This is a genomic window from Ahrensia marina, from assembly GCF_001293565.1.
In the GTDB taxonomy this organism is placed as follows: Bacteria; Pseudomonadota; Alphaproteobacteria; order Rhizobiales; family Rhizobiaceae; genus Ahrensia; species Ahrensia marina.
The window spans coordinates 47,567-67,148 of sequence record NZ_JXMU01000001.1 but is presented as its reverse complement, the minus strand read 5'-3'; the positions used below and the strand labels follow the sequence as shown (position 1 = coordinate 67,148).

General features: G+C 50.2%; 19 protein-coding genes. 12 read left to right on the top strand and 7 right to left on the bottom strand.

All coding sequences use genetic code 11. From position 1 onward, the window contains the following. The first annotated feature begins 158 nt into the window (after positions 1–158). From SU32_RS00300 to SU32_RS00290, 3 genes are all read left to right on the top strand, one after another. Positions 159–1,616 carry an NAD-dependent succinate-semialdehyde dehydrogenase gene (locus SU32_RS00300; protein ID WP_053997323.1) on the top strand — a complete coding sequence of 486 codons (1,458 nt, stop codon included), beginning with the start codon at positions 159–161 and terminating at the stop codon, positions 1,614–1,616. Beyond that, a complete protein-coding gene (locus SU32_RS00295; protein ID WP_053997322.1) occupies positions 1,616–2,635 on the top strand; it encodes an aldose epimerase family protein in 1,020 nt (339 codons plus the stop codon). The genes SU32_RS00300 and SU32_RS00295 overlap by 1 nt, the downstream gene beginning before the upstream one ends. Positions 2,636–2,757: 122 nt before the next feature. Next, positions 2,758–4,452, top strand: coding sequence for an ABC transporter permease (locus SU32_RS00290; RefSeq protein ID WP_053997321.1), 1,695 nt, complete (start codon positions 2,758–2,760; stop codon positions 4,450–4,452). A gap of 45 nt (positions 4,453–4,497) precedes the next feature. Here the strand turns inward: SU32_RS00290 and SU32_RS00285 are convergent, their stop codons facing one another. Next, on the bottom strand, positions 4,498–5,526 hold the full coding sequence (locus SU32_RS00285) for a Fe(3+) ABC transporter substrate-binding protein (RefSeq protein ID WP_053997320.1): 1,029 nt from the start codon (positions 5,524–5,526) through the stop codon (positions 4,498–4,500). 157 nt (positions 5,527–5,683) lie between these two features. Between SU32_RS00285 and rirA the strand changes: the two genes are divergently transcribed. The 4 genes from rirA (at position 5,684) to SU32_RS00265 (ending at position 9,992) form a co-directional block, all read left to right on the top strand. After that, positions 5,684–6,148 carry an iron-responsive transcriptional regulator RirA gene (rirA, locus tag SU32_RS00280; protein WP_053997319.1) on the top strand — a complete coding sequence of 155 codons (465 nt, stop codon included), beginning with the start codon at positions 5,684–5,686 and terminating at the stop codon, positions 6,146–6,148. 176 nt (positions 6,149–6,324) lie between these two features. Continuing rightward, positions 6,325–7,821, top strand: coding sequence for a glycerol kinase GlpK (gene glpK, locus SU32_RS00275; RefSeq protein ID WP_053997318.1), 1,497 nt, complete (start codon positions 6,325–6,327; stop codon positions 7,819–7,821). Continuing rightward, complete coding sequence (locus tag SU32_RS00270; RefSeq protein WP_053997317.1) at positions 7,821–8,675, top strand: MBL fold metallo-hydrolase; 855 nt, start codon at positions 7,821–7,823, stop codon at positions 8,673–8,675. Before glpK ends, SU32_RS00270 begins: the two co-directional genes overlap by 1 nt. A 126-nt stretch (positions 8,676–8,801) precedes the next feature. Next, complete coding sequence (locus tag SU32_RS00265; protein ID WP_053997316.1) at positions 8,802–9,992, top strand: multidrug effflux MFS transporter; 1,191 nt, start codon at positions 8,802–8,804, stop codon at positions 9,990–9,992. A 10-nt stretch (positions 9,993–10,002) separates the two neighbouring features. On the opposite strand, the gene SU32_RS00260 is transcribed toward SU32_RS00265, so the two are convergent. Both SU32_RS00260 and SU32_RS17305 read right to left on the bottom strand, forming a co-directional pair. Continuing rightward, entirely contained in the window at positions 10,003–10,437 is a 435-nt protein-coding gene (locus SU32_RS00260; protein WP_053997315.1) for a DUF3995 domain-containing protein, read from the bottom strand. A 189-nt stretch (positions 10,438–10,626) separates the two neighbouring features. After that, positions 10,627–10,797, bottom strand: a complete 171-nt coding sequence (locus SU32_RS17305; RefSeq protein WP_160316275.1) for a hypothetical protein — start codon at positions 10,795–10,797, stop codon at positions 10,627–10,629. A 199-nt stretch (positions 10,798–10,996) separates the two neighbouring features. On the opposite strand from SU32_RS17305, the gene SU32_RS00255 reads away from it, so the two are divergent. Beyond that, complete coding sequence (locus tag SU32_RS00255) at positions 10,997–11,437, top strand: hypothetical protein (RefSeq protein ID WP_053997314.1); 441 nt, start codon at positions 10,997–10,999, stop codon at positions 11,435–11,437. A gap of 1 nt (position 11,438) precedes the next feature. Here SU32_RS00255 and SU32_RS00250 read toward each other — a convergent pair whose 3' ends face one another. Then, positions 11,439–11,858: a lysozyme inhibitor LprI family protein gene (locus SU32_RS00250; protein ID WP_053997313.1), complete on the bottom strand. Its 420-nt coding sequence runs from the start codon at positions 11,856–11,858 to the stop codon at positions 11,439–11,441. A gap of 42 nt (positions 11,859–11,900) precedes the next feature. Further along, positions 11,901–12,698, bottom strand: coding sequence for a creatininase family protein (locus SU32_RS00245; RefSeq protein WP_053997312.1), 798 nt, complete (start codon positions 12,696–12,698; stop codon positions 11,901–11,903). A gap of 117 nt (positions 12,699–12,815) precedes the next feature. Here SU32_RS00245 and SU32_RS00240 point away from each other — a divergent pair, with 117 nt between their 5' ends. The 4 genes from SU32_RS00240 (at position 12,816) to SU32_RS00225 (ending at position 16,371) form a co-directional block, all read left to right on the top strand. After that, on the top strand, positions 12,816–13,913 hold the full coding sequence (locus SU32_RS00240; protein ID WP_053997311.1) for a CobW family GTP-binding protein: 1,098 nt from the start codon (positions 12,816–12,818) through the stop codon (positions 13,911–13,913). Then, positions 13,913–14,914 (top strand): WD40 repeat domain-containing protein, encoded by a 1,002-nt coding sequence (locus tag SU32_RS00235; RefSeq protein ID WP_053997310.1) that lies wholly within the window; start codon positions 13,913–13,915, stop codon positions 14,912–14,914. Before SU32_RS00240 ends, SU32_RS00235 begins: the two co-directional genes overlap by 1 nt. A 72-nt stretch (positions 14,915–14,986) precedes the next feature. Next, a complete protein-coding gene (gene pcaD / locus SU32_RS00230; RefSeq protein WP_053997544.1) occupies positions 14,987–15,820 on the top strand; it encodes a 3-oxoadipate enol-lactonase in 834 nt (277 codons plus the stop codon). 161 nt (positions 15,821–15,981) lie between these two features. After that, a complete protein-coding gene (locus SU32_RS00225) occupies positions 15,982–16,371 on the top strand; it encodes a c-type cytochrome (protein ID WP_053997309.1) in 390 nt (129 codons plus the stop codon). Positions 16,372–16,438: 67 nt separating this feature from the next. On the opposite strand, the gene SU32_RS00220 is transcribed toward SU32_RS00225, so the two are convergent. Both SU32_RS00220 and SU32_RS00215 read right to left on the bottom strand, forming a co-directional pair. Then, the gene (locus SU32_RS00220) at positions 16,439–17,929 is read right to left on the bottom strand and encodes a CoA-acylating methylmalonate-semialdehyde dehydrogenase (protein WP_053997308.1); all 1,491 of its coding nucleotides are present in this window, start codon (positions 17,927–17,929) and stop codon (positions 16,439–16,441) included. 202 nt (positions 17,930–18,131) lie between these two features. Continuing rightward, the gene (locus SU32_RS00215) at positions 18,132–19,550 is read right to left on the bottom strand and encodes a uracil-xanthine permease family protein (protein WP_053997307.1); all 1,419 of its coding nucleotides are present in this window, start codon (positions 19,548–19,550) and stop codon (positions 18,132–18,134) included. Positions 19,551–19,582: the final 32 nt, after the last annotated feature.

The window sequence follows — 19,582 nt, the reverse complement described above, 5'->3', positions numbered from 1 at the left end:
TTGTTGCCGCGTATCTAAACGGTTTCGTTGGCAAGTAAAAGGCTCTAGACGACATTATGGCTGATCATTCCAAAGCTCATTGACGCATCTAATGATTGCCTTACAAGGATGCAAATAAAATAATCTGTAAAATGCCGTATCTGGCGGGAGAAAATACGATGTCTACCAATGGTAACCAGTTCCTACGCGAAGAAAACTATATCAATGGCGTTTGGATTGCTGCCGACAGCGGAAAGACCATTACCGTTGATAACCCCGCGACCGGCGCAGCCATTGGCAATGTACCGGACTGCTCTACGGCAGAAACCGAACGTGCGATCAGCGCGGCGGCAGAAGCATTCAAATCATGGCGCAAAACCACAGCGCTTGAGCGCGCCAATATTCTATTGAAAATGCATGATCTGGTTCTGGAAAATCAGGAAGAACTGGCGCAATTGCTAACCATGGAGCAGGGTAAACCAATTGCCGAAGCCCGCGCTGAAGTCGGCGGTTCGGCTGCGTACTTGCGCTGGTTTGCAGAGGAAGGGCGCCGCGTTTATGGCGACCTTGTTCCAAGCCCGATTCCCACACGCCGTTTGATGGTGATGAAAGAGCCGGTGGGCGTGGTTGCCGCGATTACACCCTGGAACTTCCCGTCATCAATGATTCCGCGCAAGCTTGGACCGGCGCTGGCTGCCGGTTGTACGATCATTATAAAGCCTTCCGAGTTCACGCCATATTCGGGGATTGCATGGGGGCTGATTGCGGAAAAGGCAGGGGTTCCTGCCGGTGTTGTCAATATTCTGACAGGCGACGCCCCCTCTATCGGTAAAGCGCTGTGTGAAAGCGAAGAGGTACGTAAAATCAGTTTTACCGGCTCGACACGCGTTGGCAAAATTCTGCTCGCGCAATCTGCTGATACCGTAAAAAAAGTCTCGATGGAACTTGGCGGCAACGCACCATTTATTGTGTTTGATGATGCCGATATTGATACTGCGATTGCAGGCGCTATTGCCGCGAAATTTAGAAATGCGGGCCAGACATGTGTTTGTACAAACCGCTTTTACGTTCAAGCCGGAATTTACGATAGCTTTGTTAAAAAGCTGACCGAAGCAACCGCATCCATGAAAGTTGGCGAAGGCAATGAGGACGGTGTGGTGCAGGGGCCGCTCATCAATGAGGCGGCTATCGCTAAAGTGGAAGAGCTGGTTGGTGATGCCGTTCAAAGGGGCGCAAAGGTAACTGTTGGCGGCGGTCGCCACGAATGCGGACAGACATTTTTCCAGCCAACGGTGATTGTCGATGCGACACAGGAAATGCGATTCTCCAAAGAAGAGATTTTTGGTCCCGTTGCGCCTGTGTTCAAATTTGAAAAAGAAGAAGAAGCCGTTGCGATGGCCAATGATACGGTTTTTGGTCTCGCCGCCTATGTTTATACGCAAAATCTCGGCCGTTCTTGGCGTATGATGGAAGATTTGAAATATGGTCTTGTGGGCATCAATGAGGGCGTGATTGCAACGCCGGAAGCACCGTTTGGCGGGGTCAAACAATCCGGCCTTGGCAAAGAAGGCGGACACCAGGGCATTGATGACTATCTCGATGTTAAATATGTCGCTGTTGGCGGTTTGGGCATGTAATGCTTGAAGCGGCGAATATTGAAGATTGGGGAACCACTAAAAAAGGTTCTCCAGTCAAAAGGATTAAACTGCGTAATGGAGCTCTAACCGCTTCAATAATCACCTATGGTGCTGCCGTGCAGGATTTGCGCCTGCAAGGACATGACGCACCTCTGGTTCTCGGTTTTGATACGCTTTCAGCGTATGAAAACAATCGCACTTTCTTTGGCGCAATTGTTGGCCGCTGTGCAAACCGGGTCTCAAACGGTAAATGTCAGATCGCCGGTGTCGAATATAATTTGGCGAGGGGCGAGGGTGATGTGCATCATCTGCATGGCGGTCCTGACGGTTTTTTTAGCCGGTGCTGGGACATTGTTGATGTGAGCGACAGTTCAGTCACGCTCGAAATTGTTAGTGCGGACGGAGATCAAGGCTATCCCGGTAACCTTACCGCGCAGTGCATCTATAAGCTGACCGATGATAATGCACTAAGCATCGAGCTGGTCGCGCAGTCGGACCAGCCGACACTATGCAACTTGGTCAATCATAATTATTTCAACCTTGAAGATGGTGGGTTAAATGACATTAATCTGCACCGTTTGCGGGTAGATGCAGAGCGCTATCTTGTTTCGGATGATACAAATGCACCGACCGGCGAAATCGCTGACGTCAGTCATACTCTGTTTGATTTTAGAGGGCTGCGTCCCATTGGCGATTTCAAAAATTATGACCACAATTTCTGTCTTGCCGATACGCGCCGTTCATTGACAGAAGTTGCGCGGCTGGTTGCGCCTTCTTCGGGCGTGGAAATGGATGTACTTACGACAGAGCCGGGCGTGCATGTTTATGGAAGCGGTAGCCTGTCTGTCTCTGATGCCGGTCTTGATAGTCTTACCTATAAACAAGGTGCCGGTATTTGTCTTGAAACGCAGATCTGGCCGGATGCGATAAACCATACAGCCTTTCCCGAAGTCGTATTGATGCCGGACGAGACGCTTACGCAACATACATTATATCGGTTTACTAGAGCTGGCGAATAGGTGGTAAAACATCGTTTGGTGCGACCTTGTTGCAAGCTGATGGTCGGTTGACGCTAAAATATGTTTCATTTACTCCACTTAATTTAGCATGAGCCGTAATTTCAATTTAAGTTGGTAATGAGTTGGGCCGTTATTCATTTAAAGCCGCTGTAGGCCTTTTTGCTGGACTTTGTCTGGTGCCAATCGTTGCGGTTGCGATTTCTGCTTTCACCGGCACTTTTGATACATGGACAGGGTTGGCTACCACTGTCATGCCCCGTTTCATATGGGCGACAGCGCAACTGATTTTTTTCGTTGGTATTGGCTCGGCAGTTATTGGCACAGCGACGGCTTGGCTGGTGACAACTTGCCAATTTCCCGGCCGCCGTTTGTTTGAATTTCTGCTGGCATTGCCGCTGGCGTTCCCTGCCTATGTTCTTGCTTATGCCTATACGGATTTGCTCGATCATCCCGGTGCGGTACAAAGTCTACTGCGTGACGTAACCGGATGGGGGCCGCGCGATTATTGGTTTCCGGAAGTACGGTCATTGGGCGGCGCGGCATTAATGCTGATCTTTGTATTGTATCCGTATGTGTATTTGCTGGCGCGTGCCGCGTTTTTACGCCAGTCACCAACAGCCTATTTCGCGGCGCGAACGCTCGGACATAAACCGTGGTCGGCATTTTTGCGTGTCAGTCTGCCTGTCGCGCGTCCTGCGATTGCCGGCGGCGTTATTCTGGTTTTGATGGAGACAGTGGCTGATTTTGGTACGGTTGCCCATTTCGGTGTGCAAACTTTTGCGACCGGTATTTACCAAGCGTGGTTTTCAATGGGAGACCGTGCTGCAGCGGCGCAATTGGCTTTTTGTCTTTTGCTCGTGGCTTTGTTCCTGGTTTTTCTGGAAAAGGCTCAACGCGGCGCAGCCAAACATCATGAGGCAGGCAAACGTGTTGAGGCCATGGCGCCTCACAAGTTGAACGGTTGGCGCTCCGGCGTAGCTTTTCTTATTTGTTTGACGCCGATACTTTTCGGGTTCCTTATTCCGGTCATTGTGCTAGCTCAGATGGCTGTGGAATCAGGACAAAACCCGTTTACATCCCGCTATGTCCACTTCATTTCAAATTCGCTCATCGTTTCGTCCATTGCAGCCGTGTTTACGGTTTTGGGTGCCGTTCTGGTTGGTTACTGGGCGCGGCTTTATCCAAGTCGCCGGGCTGAAAAAGCAAAGATGCTGGCAGGGCTTGGATATGCCATTCCGGGCGGCGTGATTGCGGTCGGTTTGCTTGTGCCGATGGCTGCATTCGACAACGCGCTTGACGCATATTTGCGTGAGAATTTCGATGTTTCCAGCGGGTTGTTGCTTTCAGGCTCGATTATCATCCTGATTTTCGCCTATGCGGTACGTTTTATGGCAGCGGCGCTCTCTGCATTTGATACTGGAATGAGTGCCATCAAACCAAATGTTGATGCCGTGTCACGCTCGCTTGGTGCGAACGGTATGCGCATGTTTTTAAAAGTGCATTTGCCGCTTATGCGGGCCAGCTTGCTGACAGGCTTGCTTATTGTTTTTGTTGATACAATGAAGGAATTACCTGCGACGCTTATTTTGCGGCCTTTTAACTTTGATACACTTGCTGTGCAGGCTTATCGGCTGGCATCGGATGAACGTCTGGCGCAGGCGGCGGTGCCTTCACTTATCATTGTTGCATTCGGTCTGCTGCCGGTGATCATCTTGTGCTTCACAATTGCAGGCTCACGCCCGCGCCATCATAGCGAGATTTCATTGCCGATTGTCGGCAAGGCAAACAAAAAGCCCGCAACCGAAGTCGCGGGCTGATAAATCTAGCTCAACCGAAGGATACAACCTTCGATTTTAGCGAGCTTATTTGTAACCAACAGCGTTGTAGATTTCCTGTGCTTTGGCTTGGTTCTCACCAAGTTTGGACAGGTTTAGCTCGTCAGCTTTAAATTCACCTAGTTCGGTAACTGAAGCGGAACGCTCTGCACCTTCAACAACCGGGAACTCGTCATTGCCCGCTGCAAAATACTGCTGTGCAGAATCAGATGCGAGATATTCCAAGAACTTAACTGCATTTTCCTTGTTAGGCGCATTTTTCAAAAGGCCAGCTGCAGAAACGTTAACATGTGTGCCGTTGCCGTCCTGATCAGGGAAAACCCAACCGATCTGATCGATATCAGCGGAGAGATTTTCCACGTCAGTGCGGATTGCGCGGGCAAAGTAGTAGGAGTTAGCGACGGCAATGTCACATTCGCCTGATACGATACCACGCAACTGGTCTGTGTCGCCGCCTTGAGGGTCACGTGCCAGATTGTCTTTTAGGCCCTGTGCAAATTCAGTTGCTGCTTCTTCGCCATTGTGGGCAATCTGTGAAGCCAAAAGAGACAACATGTAGATGTTGGAAGATGAGCGTGCGCAAATCTGGCCTTTATATTTCGGGTCAGCCAAGTCAGCATAAGTCTGCGGCGGCTCTGAAACGCGGTCTTTCGAGTAGAAAACCATGCGTGCGCGTGTTGAAAAACCAAACCACTTATTGTCAGGGTGTTGAAGCGCTGCCGGAATTTTGTTTTCCAACTCTTCGCTTTCGACAGGTGCCAAAAGATCAGCTGACTCTGCACGCCAGATACGGCCCGCATCAACAGTCAAAAGAACATCGGCAGGGCTGTTTGCGCCTTCGCTTTTAAGGCGTTCGATCAGCTCGTCGGCATTGCCTTCAATACGGTTGATCTTGATGCCAGTCTGTTCTTCGAAGTCGCTGTAGAGCTTCTCGTCGGTATCATAGTGGCGTGATGAATATAGGTTCAGTTCGCCATCAGCCATCGCCATAGAGACTGTGCCTGTAAGTGCAGTTGCAGCAGCAAGTGCAACCATTGCGGCTTTTGCCAAAGTCATATTTGTTCCTTTTCCCGTTAAGTTGATTTATTTCGTCATGTTTTATTGTTGACGTATTTGCCTGTCAATGAGGCGCACAAGAAAACTTGACGAAAGAAGTAAGTTTTTCTGGAAACATAACGAACGGGTTGCTATCTAAAGGTCGGAGGGCATTTATATGAAGCTTACGAAACAGACAGATTACGCTTTTCGCATATTAATGTTTTGCGCAGCAGGCGGCGGCCGGTTGAGCCGGATTGCTGACATCAGTCGCACTTATGGTGCGTCCGAGCCTTTTTTGTTCAAGATTCTGCAGCCGCTTGTGACAGCCGGTATCGTTGAGACTGTGCGCGGCCGTAATGGCGGCATTCGTCTTGCGCGTCCGGCTTCAGAGATCAAGTTGGGCGAAATTGCGCGCCTTACTGAGGATAATTTCACGATTGCCGAATGTTTCCAGCGTGAGGATGCAAACTGTCCGCTCATAGATAATTGCCGTTTAACATCTGCATTACGCGAAGCCATGGATGCCTTTATGGCTGTTTTGGACAAATATTCGGTCGATGATCTGGCCAAACCGAGTGCGGCCGTTATCACCTTGCTTGCAATGGTTGATGAAAAACCGGAAGCAAACCGCCAACATTGACGGTTTTTCCCACAAAAATTCAAACGATTTATTTTCTGACTTGTAGCATTGCATCGCGTTTGTATGTACGCATGATTGTTAATGCAGATTCAAAAGGCCGTTTTTAACGGGACAATAAATTCGCTTGTTAGATATGGGCCCATATTGTTGCGTTGTTTGTAGTCGGGGAGAAAAGTATGGGTGAATATATTCTAGCCATTGATCAGGGCACGACATCGTCGCGCGCAATTGTTTTCAATAAAGATCAAAGCATTGCTGGTGTCGGCCAGAAAGAATTTACGCAACATTTTCCAAAGTCCGGCTGGGTCGAGCACGATCTCGAAGACATCTGGGAGGGTGTCGTCGAAGTTTGCCATACCGCCATGAAGAACGCGAAGATTGACGCCTCGGATATTGCTGCCATCGGTATTACCAACCAGCGTGAAACCGTTGCGATGTGGGACAAAAAGACTGGTAAACCTGTTCATAAAGCGATTGTGTGGCAGGACCGCAGAACTGCCGATATGTGTGAAGAATTGCAGAAGGCAGGGCATGAGCAAACATTCACGAAGAAAACCGGCCTGCTGCTTGATCCTTATTTCTCGGCCACAAAAGTGGCCTGGATGCTGGATAATGTGCGCGGGTTGCGCAAGAAAGCCGAGAACGGTTCTGTTCTGTTTGGAACGATTGACAGCTTTCTGATCTGGCGGCTGACGGGCGGTGATCGTCATGTAACGGATGCGACCAATGCAGCGCGCACGATGATGTTTAATATCCGCACGCATAAGTGGGATTCCCAGCTTCTTGAAATTCTAAACATTCCCGCAGCAATTTTGCCGGAAGTGCTGGATTGTAAAGCTGATTTTGGTACAGCGCATGCTGACATTCTGGGCGCTGATATTCCGATTTATGGTGTTGCGGGTGATCAGCAGGCGGCCACAATCGGACAAGCCTGTTTTGAGCCGGGTATGGTAAAATCCACTTACGGCACAGGTTGTTTTGCGCTGCTTAATACAGGCGAAGATGCGGTGACCTCCAAGAACCGGTTGCTAACGACAATTGCTTACCGTCTCGATGGCAAAACAACCTATGCGCTTGAAGGGTCCATCTTTATGGCCGGCGCGTCAGTGCAATGGCTGCGTGATGGCTTGCAGATCATCGATGAAGCCAATGCCAGCGGGAAACTTGCCGCCGATGCCGATCCCGAGCAAGAAGTTTATCTTGTGCCGGCCTTTGTGGGACTTGGCGCGCCGCACTGGGACGCAGATGCGCGTGGTGCCATGTTTGGTCTGACCCGTGCGACGACTGCTAAAGAAATATCAAAAGCGACGCTGGAAGCTGTCTGTTATCAGACTGCCGATCTTTTGAATGCGATGCAGAAAGACTGGAAAGGCGCCAAGGATGCCAAGACAACGTTGCGTGTCGACGGCGGAATGGCAATGTCTGACTGGACAATGCAGCGCCTGTCGGATTTGTTGAATGCGCCGGTTGACCGCCCGATGGTGCTTGAAACGACAGCGCTGGGCGTTGCCTGGCTTGCCGGTTCTCAAGCAGGGATATGGCCGACACAAAAGGGTTTTGCAAAAACGTGGAAACGTGATCAACGCTTCAAGCCAAAAATGAAAGAAGCCGATCGTACACGTAAATTGGCAGGGTGGAAGGATGCGGTATCCCGCACCCTGACAGTACGATAATGGCACGTGTGACACTATTGGGCACAAAAGGCGGCCCTGCAATATATCCAACCGAGAACCTTCGTTTGCCAACCTCGTGTTTACTGGAGATGGCAGGGCGCTCCATCGTTGTTGATTGCGGATTAGGGGTTACGCGCGGCATCGTGAACGCTGGCCACTCATTAAAATCGCTAAACACGATTGTCATTACGCATTTGCATTCTGATCATTATCTTGAGCTAGGCCCGTTGCTTCACACGGCATGGACTGCCGGTCTCCAAACACCTGTCACCATTTGGGGGCCAAAAGGGCTTGATGTTTATTGGCAGGCTTTTCTGGCGTCGATGGCATTTGATATCGAGCTTCGTATCGATGATGAGGGCCGGGTGGATTTGGCCTCACTTGTAACGATCAACGCGCTCGAAGAAGGCGAGACGATGCTCGGCGATCTTTCCATGCGCAGTATTTTGAACTGTCACCCGCCGATCGAAGAAAGCTACGCATTGCGCTTTTCCGACGGTGAAAAATCAATTGTATTATCAGGGGATACAGCACCGTTCGAGCGATTCAAAGAATTTGTCAGAGGCGCTGATGTGCTGGTACATGAGGCAATGATGAGCGAAGGTGTCGAACGCCTTGCAGCGCGCATTGGCAATGGCGCACGTTTGAAGGAACATTTATTTGCCAGCCATACTGATGCTTTGGATGTCGGCAAGCTGGCGAAAGATTGCCAGGTTCCTGTTCTTGCGCTTAATCACCTCGTGCCGGTCGATGACCCTCTTATTACCGAGGAAACATGGGCTGAAACAGTAAGATCGTCCGGCTTTGACGGCGATCTGTATGTTGGCCGCGATGGGCAGGTTATCGAATTTTAGGCGATGCTCCTGTCACCTTGTGTCATGAGGTTCTGCTTTCATCAGGTTTGCAGGTTGTCCTGACCGGCTTTGAAATATAGTTCAGTCTTTGCGTCACGAGTCGCGTCTTTTTTTTGGATACAAGATATGTTTCGTTTTGCCGTCATTCTTGGCTTGTTGTCGACTGTTGGTCCGCTGGCAATTGACATGTACCTGCCTGCATTGCCTTTGATTGAAAAGGGGCTTGATGCCGATGTGAGCTCTGTTCAAGCGTCACTCATTATTTATTTTATTGCATTTGGTGTGGCTCAATTGTTCTTCGGGCCATATTCGGATCAGGTCGGACGTAAGAAACCTCTTTTTATCGGTTTGATTATTTTCGCCATTGGATCAATAGCTTGCGCCCTAGCGCCGACAATTGGCTGGCTGCTGGCCGGACGATTTGTTCAAGGGCTTGGCGGTGCGGTGGTCATGGTTGTGCCGCGTGCGATTATCCGTGACAAATATACCGGTACGCAAGCCACCCGCCTTATGGCTCTGATCATGATGGTGATCAGCGTGTCGCCGATGCTCGCGCCGCTGGTTGGCAGTGCGATTATGGAGGTCGCTTCATGGCGCGGCGTGTTCTGGGCGCTTGCGATACTCACTGTTTCCAGCCTGTCACTGACCTTGTTTGCGCTGCCCGAAACATTGGCTGAAGATAATAAAGTGCCGGTAAATGTTGCATCACTTATGCGTGGTTGCGGTATTCTTTTGCGCGATAAAAAGTTTATGGGGCTCACATTTATTGGCGGCTTTGGCATGGCCAGCTTCTTTGTCTTCCTTGCCAATGCTTCATTTGTCTACACCGCTGAATTTGGCTTGACGCCTGTGCAGTTCAGTTTGGCTTTCGCAGTCAATGCGCTTGGTTTTTTCAGCAGTTCACAGCTTGCCGCCAGCCTTGGTGAAAAGTTCGGCATGGAAAAGGTGGTTGCAACCGCGACGACCGGATTTCTGGTGTTTACCGTTCTATTGTTGGGTCTGATACTTGCCGGATTTGGCACATTGCCTGTGATTATAGGCGTCCTGTTTCTTGCCAATGCCTGTCTTGGTCTTGTGGTGCCGTCCACAATGGTGATGGCGCTTGATGATCATGGCGACATGGCCGGATTGGCCTCGTCACTTGGCGGTACGCTGCAAATGGTTGCCGGTGGTCTCATGGTTGTGATTGCATCGCCGTTTTTTGATAACACAGCACTGCCTATGGTTGCTGCGATTGCGTTTTGTGCGGTTCTTGCGTTCATTCTTACGCGTCTTGTGCTGAACAAAACCGATATTGCGATGACACCGGCTGAATAAGCCGGTGTGGTCATTTTGAAAGCAGCAAATACAGCATCATTACGCCCAGTATTGTTATGAGCGGCGAGAAATAGCGCAAATTTAAGGTGGCGAATGGTTCCTCAGAATTCATGCGCCGTGCGACCGGCAGGAAACCGCCAAGACCGCGCAGTATGAAAATTGCTACGAGAACGAGCATGCCGGCAGTTACTATCCACTCTGGCAGTGGATGTGGCAGCCAGCCGAGCCAGAGAATCGGCCAGATTGCTGCACCCATAATACCTATGGACACCAAACCGGTAATCCAACGCGGTGGCATGGCGTTTATTCCATTGGAGCCGATAACTGTTTTGGAGAGTGTTTGCTCATCTGTGCCCGGCCAAAGGCCGCCTAAAGCCCAATAAATATGAATGAAGGCGGTGAGAGATAGGGTGGCAAAAATGAAAACGGCAAAGAAAGTGGCCATTTGAATACCTCAATGACTGCATTGCTGCGTTGGATGCAATCATTTGAGCGTAGGCTATTGTGTAAATCCATTTGCCATATTGCCTCATCCATTTTGAGATAGTCGCAATATCGGACTGTTAAAATGAAAAATCCGGCGCCGAACTTTCGTTCAACGCCGGACCGGTAAATTAACCATCACAACAGCAGATTAGAGATCGAAAATTCTGCGCAATTCACTGTCACGTGTTGTGCCTTTGCTCGCGAAGTGATGCTCAGGCATGTTTGCGACTTCCTTTGCCAAGCGCGCGCGGCCAAAGCTCTCTGCAGCGCCGAGGAAGTAATTGCTGATGCGGTTAAAACGGGATGGGTTTGAAGACATTTTCTTCTCCTTGATTTGAGGAGAATTTATGCCCTTTTATTGCGCTGCACAAATGCCATTGCGAGATAATAGCTATGCAAAAATGGGTAGCTTGCTGGATTCTATTTTACAACGCTGGTTTTCATCGCAGTAAACTTTTGTGAAGGAACGAACTGCGCACTAAGGCATTTTACGTGCACTACGTTAAACGGGGACTGTTATGATGAATTTAAAAACGATCATTTTTGTGTGCGCTTTTCTTATGCCCATTTCGGCTTTGTCGCAGGGTATTTCTGAAACCTCTGTTGTCGGAAAACAGATGAGCGTGAAAATGGTTGACCGCGATGTGGCGGCTGAAAACCTAACCGAGTTTACCCGAAATTCTAAAGAAACAGCCAATGAAATTCGCGTGCTGACTGCGCCCGAGGAAGTTCAAATTGTGAAGCTAGGCGAACGGCGCGTTGTCGGCGATGAAAAGATCGAAGCAGCGATGCGCGAAGAGCGTGAAAACATCGAAGAATTGCGCAGTGCAATCCAGATCAATGCGATACTTATGGACATCCTCGAAACGGAAACAATCGGAATTCCGGAAGTCATCGGCGCGAAATTTATCGATGACAAGAAAATCGAGATCTATGCCTTTGCCGCGCACGACGGTTAAATCACCGGTCGACAATCATTTCCTGTAGTTCTTTCGTGCGTTTTTTTGTCATATCTGTCAGGCAAGTACTGCGGATGAGCGGCTGGATCGTGCCGCCTGCATATTGTGCAGCTTCTGCAGCACATTGACCGTCACGATAATCGATCCACGCACGTTGAGCTTTTAACAGATTGTCCGCCGCACTTGGCTCATAAGGTGCGTATTCCTTGTTGTTTTCATCAATCGTTTTTACAGCAGCGCGAATCTTAGACCAGGTCTTGTTGAGCGCTTTATCGGCTGCATCAAACTCCAAGCCTGAACAATGGTTCATCTCGAATTGCGTTTCGGCGTTGTCGCAATCAACCTCCTGATCGGATGCTTGAGCCATTGTGCAGAGTGTAGCGAAGCTCAGAGCGGCAGTGACAATGATGGTGTTATTCATGAGAATTCCAATCTTCCTATGTTTCGGTCAAAGCGTGCCGGACTAGGATTTAATCCAGTCTTTCAAATGGGCTTTGCGAACATCTTCCAGCAATTCAATAAAGCCCGATACTTGATGCGTCGCCGTGGCGTTTCCTTTTTCCGCGGTCGCAAGGGTTGCATTGCCTGCCACACCTTTTTCGTTCAAATCGCCTGCCAGCCAGGCAAAGCCATTCGGGCTTTGGGGCGCAAGATGTATGAACGTTTCACGCGCAGCCTTGGTGCGGGATTGAAAATTTTCCGCCTTTTCCAGATCAACAGTTTGCGGCTTGAAGGCAAGCATAAGCGAGGTTTCATAATCGCCGCCGTGGATGCCGTATTTTAACTCGTCTTCACTATACAAACCATCAGGTACACCAAAGCGCCCCCATGAAGTCTTGACGACAAGCATGTCGTATTGCTTGCGCAGTTCCAAGGCCGCGATTGCCATGGCCGGCTCATTGCCGCCATGCGAATTGACGAGTACGAATTTTTTTATGCCGCAATTTTTTGCCTGTTTGCCGTGCTCGACAATGATGTCGATCATATTCTGTGATGAGATGGATTGTGTTGCAGCGAAACGAATATGCTCGTCGGAGGCCCCAATTCTAATCACTGGAAAAATACGGACGTCTATACTTGATGGAAGCTGTTCTTCGACACGCGTCAACATGCCATCCATAATGTCCGCATCAGTTGTCGCGGGCAGGTGAGGGCCGTGCTGCTCGGTGGCTGCCAGCGGCAGGATCGCGATGACTTTATCAGCATCAAGCTTCGAGAATTCCTCCGGCGAAAAATCGCTCCACCAAATTTTGCGTGTCATGACAAATCCTATTTTCAAGCTTTGTGTCACGGGTAGGCCGATTAGCCAAGCCGCAGGCTTGAATTTTGGAGCGATAAAGCGCACATCACGGTTTCAAATTTTGAATGGAATGCTGCCATGACAACATCGAACGAAAAAATACCCGTCACAGTTCTGACCGGCTATCTGGGCGCTGGGAAGACAACACTCCTCAATCGTATTTTGACGGAAAACCATGGCAAGAAATATGCTGTGGTTGTCAATGAATTTGGCGAGATCGGTATCGACAATGATTTGGTCGTTGATGCCGATGAAGAAATCTTCGAGATGAATAATGGCTGTATTTGCTGCACGGTGCGCGGCGACCTCATCCGTATTCTAGCCGGTCTTATGAAACGCGCCGGTGATTTTGACGGCATTCTTGTCGAGACCACGGGCTTGGCTGATCCGGGGCCTGTCGCGCAAACTTTTTTCGTTGATGAGGATATTGCGGCTAAAACCAAGCTTGATGCGATTATCACGGTTGTTGATGCCAAGCATTTGTCATTGGAAATTGACCGCGCGCCTGAAGCACAGGAACAGATCGCTTTTGCCGATATTGTTGTCCTTAATAAAACCGATACTGTGTCGGATACGGAATTGCAGGCGGTGGAAGCACGTATTCGCCGTATCAATCCGACTTGCCGGATAGAGCGCGCCGAGCGCTGCAATGTGCCACTGGATAATCTGCTTGGCCAAGACGCTTTTGCCCTTGATCGAATCTTGGAAGACGATGCGGATTTTCTGAAAAAAGATTTTGACGAGCATGACGGCCACGATCATTCGCATTGTGATCATGATCATGGCCACTGTAATCACGATCACGACCACGACCACGACCACGACCATGGCCACCACCATGAGCATGGTCACCTCGATGCCAGCCGACATGACGAGCATGTGTCCAGCTTCTCATTTATGACGCGCGATAAGATCGACCCGGAAAAATTCTTCCCTTGGATACAAATGATCGGGCAGGAATTTGGCATTGATATGCTGCGTATGAAGGGCATTCTCGATATGAAAGACGATGATCGCCGTTATGTCGCGCAGGGCGTGCATATGATGCTGGAAGGTGATTTCCAGCGCGAATGGCGCAAAGATGAAGACCGCTATAGCCGTATCGTGTTTATCGGACGCAATTTGCCGCGCGATATTATCGAAGACGGCTTTATGAAGACGAGAGTGACTGCTTAATGGATCCGTTCGACGCTGCAGGTGCAGTTCTTCATTACAGATTTGAAGCGCAAGCAACAGCAGCCGCATTCATCGGCTCTGTGCTGGCGGTTGCAGGCGGTGACGGTGCGGTTCGGCTCTGTGCGGTGGATGGCAGCTCGAACAAGCTCGACCTTCACGATGGCGCAATTTTAGCGATGGCAGCCAATGCCAAGGGCGATGCGCTTTACACGGCAGGCGATGATGGAAAGCTAAAGCGGCTCGCCGCAGACGGCGAAATCAGTGTTGTGCATGATGGCCGCAAATGGGTGGATTGTGTTGCCTGTTCACAGCGCGGGCATGTTGCATGGTCCTGCGGGAAAAGCATTTTTCTTGCCAAAGAGGGCCACGAAGCTGTTGAAATTACAGCGCCTTCTTCTGTCAGTGCATTATCGTTTTCGCCGGACGGCAAATGGCTCGGCGCGGCGGTGTATGGCGGCGCGTTGCTTGTCTCGCCCAACCAGCCCGAAACAACCAAGTTTCTGGAGTGGAAGGGTTCACATATCGCAATTGGTTTTTCGACGGATGGCCGTTTCTGCGTCACGGCAATGCTTGAAAACTCGCTCCATATCTGGAAAATCGCAACACCTGAAAAACATGGTAATATGGGCGGCTATCCGGCTAAGCCGGTTTCCTTTGACTGGACTGCCGATGGCCGCGCCATGCTAACAGCTGGTGCGGACGTTCTCGTTATGTGGCCATTCACTGGCAGTGACGGGCCAATAGGCCAGAATGCCGCGATATATGAGGGCGGCGTCGGCATTGTGCGTTCCGTGCGCGGACGGCCCCGTTCGCGTCAGGTTTTAATAGGGTATGCCGCTGGGGGTGTCGCCTTGTTTAACCGCAAGGATGATGGTTTTGGCTACATTGCAGATGCTGATGGTTCGCCTGTGATTGATGTGCTCTTTTCGCCGGATGGCCGCATGGCCGGTTTTATTCGCGAAAATGGCACAGCAGGTTTGCTTGATATGGGCAAAGCATAGTTTCCGGCTCTGTTTGGCGGCTGAAATTTTATAGAAGACGAAATATAGCGCATCCGCGCTGAAAGGATGATCATGCAATTTGCCACTGTAAACGATTTGACGCTGCACTATCAGGAAATCGGTGGGCCGGAAGGTAAACCAACCCTTGTGTTTATCAATTCACTTGGAACTGATTTCCGTATCTGGCGTGACGTGATTGTTCGTTTTGTCGGTGAAGTTTCGGTCATGACATATGACAAACGCGGCCACGGTCTGAGTAATATTGGTGTTACGCCCTATACAATTGAGGACCATGCCGAAGATCTGATCGCATTGCTCGACCATCTTGGCAAAAAGGATGTTGTTCTGGTGGGTTTGTCGGTGGGCGGCCTGATTGCACAGGCTGTTTACAAGGCAAGACCGGACCTCGTTCAGGCGTTGGTGTTGTGCGATACAGCGGCAAAAATCGGCACGCCCGAGATGTGGCAGGAGCGCATCGATTCCATCGAAGAAAAAGGCATGGTGGAATTGGCTGAAAACACGATGTTGCGCTGGTTTACATCTGCATACCGGCAGAAAAACCGTGACGATGTGGCCGGTTACCGCAATATGTTGTCACGTCAGCCGCAAGAAGGATATTTGAGTACCTGTATGGCCATTCGCGATGCGGATTACACGGCAGACGCGAAGGTTATTGGCGCGCCGACAATGTGTATTGTCGGTCTCAATGATGTTGTGACCACACCGGAACATGTCTACGAATTGTCGATGTATATTGAGGGCAGCCGCTATGAAGAAATTTCAGGCGCGGGACATTTGCCTTGTATTGAAAAGCCTCATGACTTTTCCACACTGCTCAAAGACTTTTTGAAAAATCTTTCCGGTGGTGCAGACACTTCAGCACCTGATGGCGTTTCTGTGCACTGATCGATTGTTGATTTGAGCTTGCGCCAGTCATTTGTTCTTGAATAAAAATCAGTGGCTTTGGCTCATTTTGGTGCGGCCATTGGTCTGATTGTACGGCTTGTTTTTGAGTGACATTGGTTGGACCGAACCTATAGGTGTGTGCAACCTGCGGAGCCCGAATTATGTATAGATTAAAGCTGCTTATCAGCGTTGTCATGCTGTGCCTTGTGACGGGAACAGTTTCGGCGGCAGAAGGCGACGCGGAAGCTGGAGCAAAGGTGTTTAAAAAGTGCGCTGCCTGCCACAAGGTGGATGAGGCAAAAAACAAGGTCGGCCCGCATCTGCTCGGCATTGTTGATCGGGAAGCGGCCTTTGTTGAGGGCTATAAATATTCAAAAGCTATGAGGGCTCTGGGCGAAAGCGGAAAGATTTGGGACGAGGCATCCTTGCGGGAGTTTCTTGCAAATCCCCGCGCTATTGTAAGAGGCACCCGAATGGCGTTTGCCGGTTTGAAAAGACAAGAAGATGTGGACAACATCATTGCCTATCTGAAGTCGTTTCCTGCCGAATAAGAACTCATGAAATGCAAAACGCGCCACTCACATGGCGCGTTTTTTCATGAAAATTGTTCGCTTCAACCTAGCTCGGGAAGGTGAAAACCGCACCGTCTTTGATACCATCAGGCCAGCGCTGAGTGATAGTTTTAAGACGTGTGTAGAACCGTACACCTTCGGCGCCGTAAATATCGTGGTCACCAAAGAGCGAGCGCTTCCAGCCGCCGAATGAATGATAGGCCACAGGCACCGGAATAGGCACATTGACGCCGACCATGCCAACTTCGATACGGTCGCAGAAATCGCGTGCTGTATCGCCATCACGGGTGAAGATTGCCGTGCCGTTTCCATATTCGTGAACATTAATCATATCGACAGCCTCATGATAGCTTTGCGCGCGCACCACCGACAGAACAGGGCCGAAAATCTCATCTTTATAGATGCTCATGTCGGTTGTCACTTTGTCGAACAAAGCACCGCCAACGAAGTATCCGTCTTCATAGCCTTGCAGAGAGAAGCCGCGTCCATCAACGACGAGTTCTGCGCCTTCTTCAACGCCTTTGTCCATATAGCCCAATATGCGCTGCTGGGCATCTTTGGTGACGACCGGTCCCATATCCGCATCGGAGTCAGTTGAAGGTCCAATTTTAAGGCTTTCAATGCGTGGCTTTAACTCTGCGACGAGCGCGTCGGCTGTTTTATCGCCTACAGGCACAGCAACTGAAATCGCCATACAGCGCTCACCGGCTGAGCCGTAACCGGCGCCCATCAAAGCATCAGCGGCTTTCTTAATGTCGGCGTCCGGCATGACAACCATATGGTTTTTTGCGCCGCCGAGCGCCTGCACGCGCTTGCCGTGTTTTGTGCCTGTTGAATAGACATATTCGGCAATTGGTGTCGAGCCGACAAATGAAACAGCTTTGATATCCGGATGTTCCAAAATCGCATCAACACATTCTTTGTCGCCATGAACGACATTTAAAACGCCATCCGGAAAGCCTGCTTTTTTAAACAGTTCATAGATAAACATCACAGCGGACGGATCACGCTCGGACGGTTTCAAAACGAAGGTGTTTCCGCAGGCAATTGCTACCGGATACATCCATAATGGTACCATGGCAGGGAAGTTAAACGGCGTGATACCGGCAACAACGCCAAGCGGCTGGCGATCTGCAATCGTGTCGATGCTCGGGCCGACATTGCGTGAAAATTCGCCTTTCAGCATTGAAGGCATGCCGCAGGCAAAGTCGACGACTTCGATACCGCGGGCAACTTCACCGAGCGCATCATCATGGGTTTTGCCATGCTCGCGCGAAATTTCCCGCGCAATATCATCGGCATGTTCATCCAAAAGCTGTTTGAACTTGAACATGAATTTTGCACGCTTGAGCGGCGGCGTATTGCCCCAATCGGTAGCGGCAGCTTTTGCCGCTGCAACAGCGCTATCAAGCTCCTCGCGACTGGAAAGCGGCAAAGTGCCAATCGCTTCTCCGGTTGCAGGATTAAATATATTCTGGCTGCGCGATGAATTTGATTGTTTTAGTTCACCGTTGATTGCGTTTTGGATGGTGTACATGGTGTCCCTTTTCGCGTGCATTCTGATTTGTTGAATCAAGGCTAATCGTTTTTGATATACAACGCTATATTTTTTGACCGCACGGTAAAAATAAAATTATGCGCGTCATTATGAACCGGTTTGAAGCATAAACAATTGCAATGAGACAGCCAAATAAAAACCCGCCTGATAAGGCGGGTTTCTCGAAGTGTTGGTTGGCGTTTCAGGCTTTTTTCGGGAACGACCCGCTGCCTTTTCCGGACATGCCGCCGGAGACCTCCTCGGTTGATTCATCTGCCAATTCGTCAGGCAATAGAAGGTTTAGAACAATGGCAATCAGGGCGGCAGGCAGAATGCCAGATGTCGCCAATACTTTTAAGGTTGCAGGCAGATATTGGAGCGCACCCGGTTCAAGTTGAAGGCCAAGGCCTAGTGAAATGGAAATCGCGAAAATCACCATATTGCGCCGGTTCCAGTTAACATCCGACAGCATGGACATACCGGCAGCAACAACCATGCCGAACATGACGATCACACCGCCGCCCAGAACCTCAATAGGAACAGTTGCGATGATGGCACCGATTTTAGGTACAAGGCCGCAAAGGATCAGGAAGATGGCACCTATGGTGACAACATGGCGGCTCATCACGCCGGTCATCGCAATCAGGCCGACATTTTGCGAGAAGGATGTGTTTGGCAGCGCGCCGAACACGCCGGATACGGCTGTACCCAGACCATCTGCATAGGTTGCACCTTGAATTTCCTTGTCTGTTGCTTCGCGTCCGGCACCGCCTTTGGTAATACCGGATACATCGCCGACAGTTTCAACCGCTGAAACGAATGACATAAGGCAAAAGCCGATAATGGCGGCGACGGTAAATTCAATACCGAAATGGAACGGGTTCGGCAGCGCAAACGGTGCCGCATTGGCAACATTACCAAAGTTTACCATGCCAAGTGCGAAGGCGACGATGTAACCGGCGATAAGTCCCAAAAGAACGGCCGAGATCGACAGCATGCCTTTTGTGAAAAACTTCAAACCGAGCGTGACAACGATCACAACGCCCGCGACAAACCAGTTAAGGCCTGAGCCGTATTCCGGTGTGCCGATAGCCGGGACCCCGCCAGCGGCATATTGAATGCCGACTTTGACAAGTGCCAGACCGATCATTGTGACAACTAGGCCTGTGACGAGAGGCGGTAACGCAAAGCGGATTTTACCGATAAACAATCCGAGAATTGCATGGAAAAGGCCGCCAACGACAATGCCGCCCATGAGGACCGCAATAGCATCAACGCCCTTACCGGCAACGAGCGGGATCATAATGGGAATGAATGCAAATGACGTGCCTTGGACAATCGGCAGTTTTGCACCGACCGGCCCGAAGCCAATTGTCTGGATGAGCGTTGCAATACCTGCAAAGAACATCGACATCTGGATCATATAAATCATCTGCGGAAAGTCAGGCGAGTTCGATCCGAAGCCGAAACCGGCAGCGCCGCACACGATAATGGCCGGTGTGACGTTAGACACAAACATAGCCAAAACATGCTGGATCCCCAGCGGCACCGCTTTGGCAAGCGGTGGTGTGTAATTCGGATCCCGCAATTGTTGTTGCGTTGCAATTGAGCTTTCTGTCATTTTATCCTCCCCAGTAATGACACTGATAATAT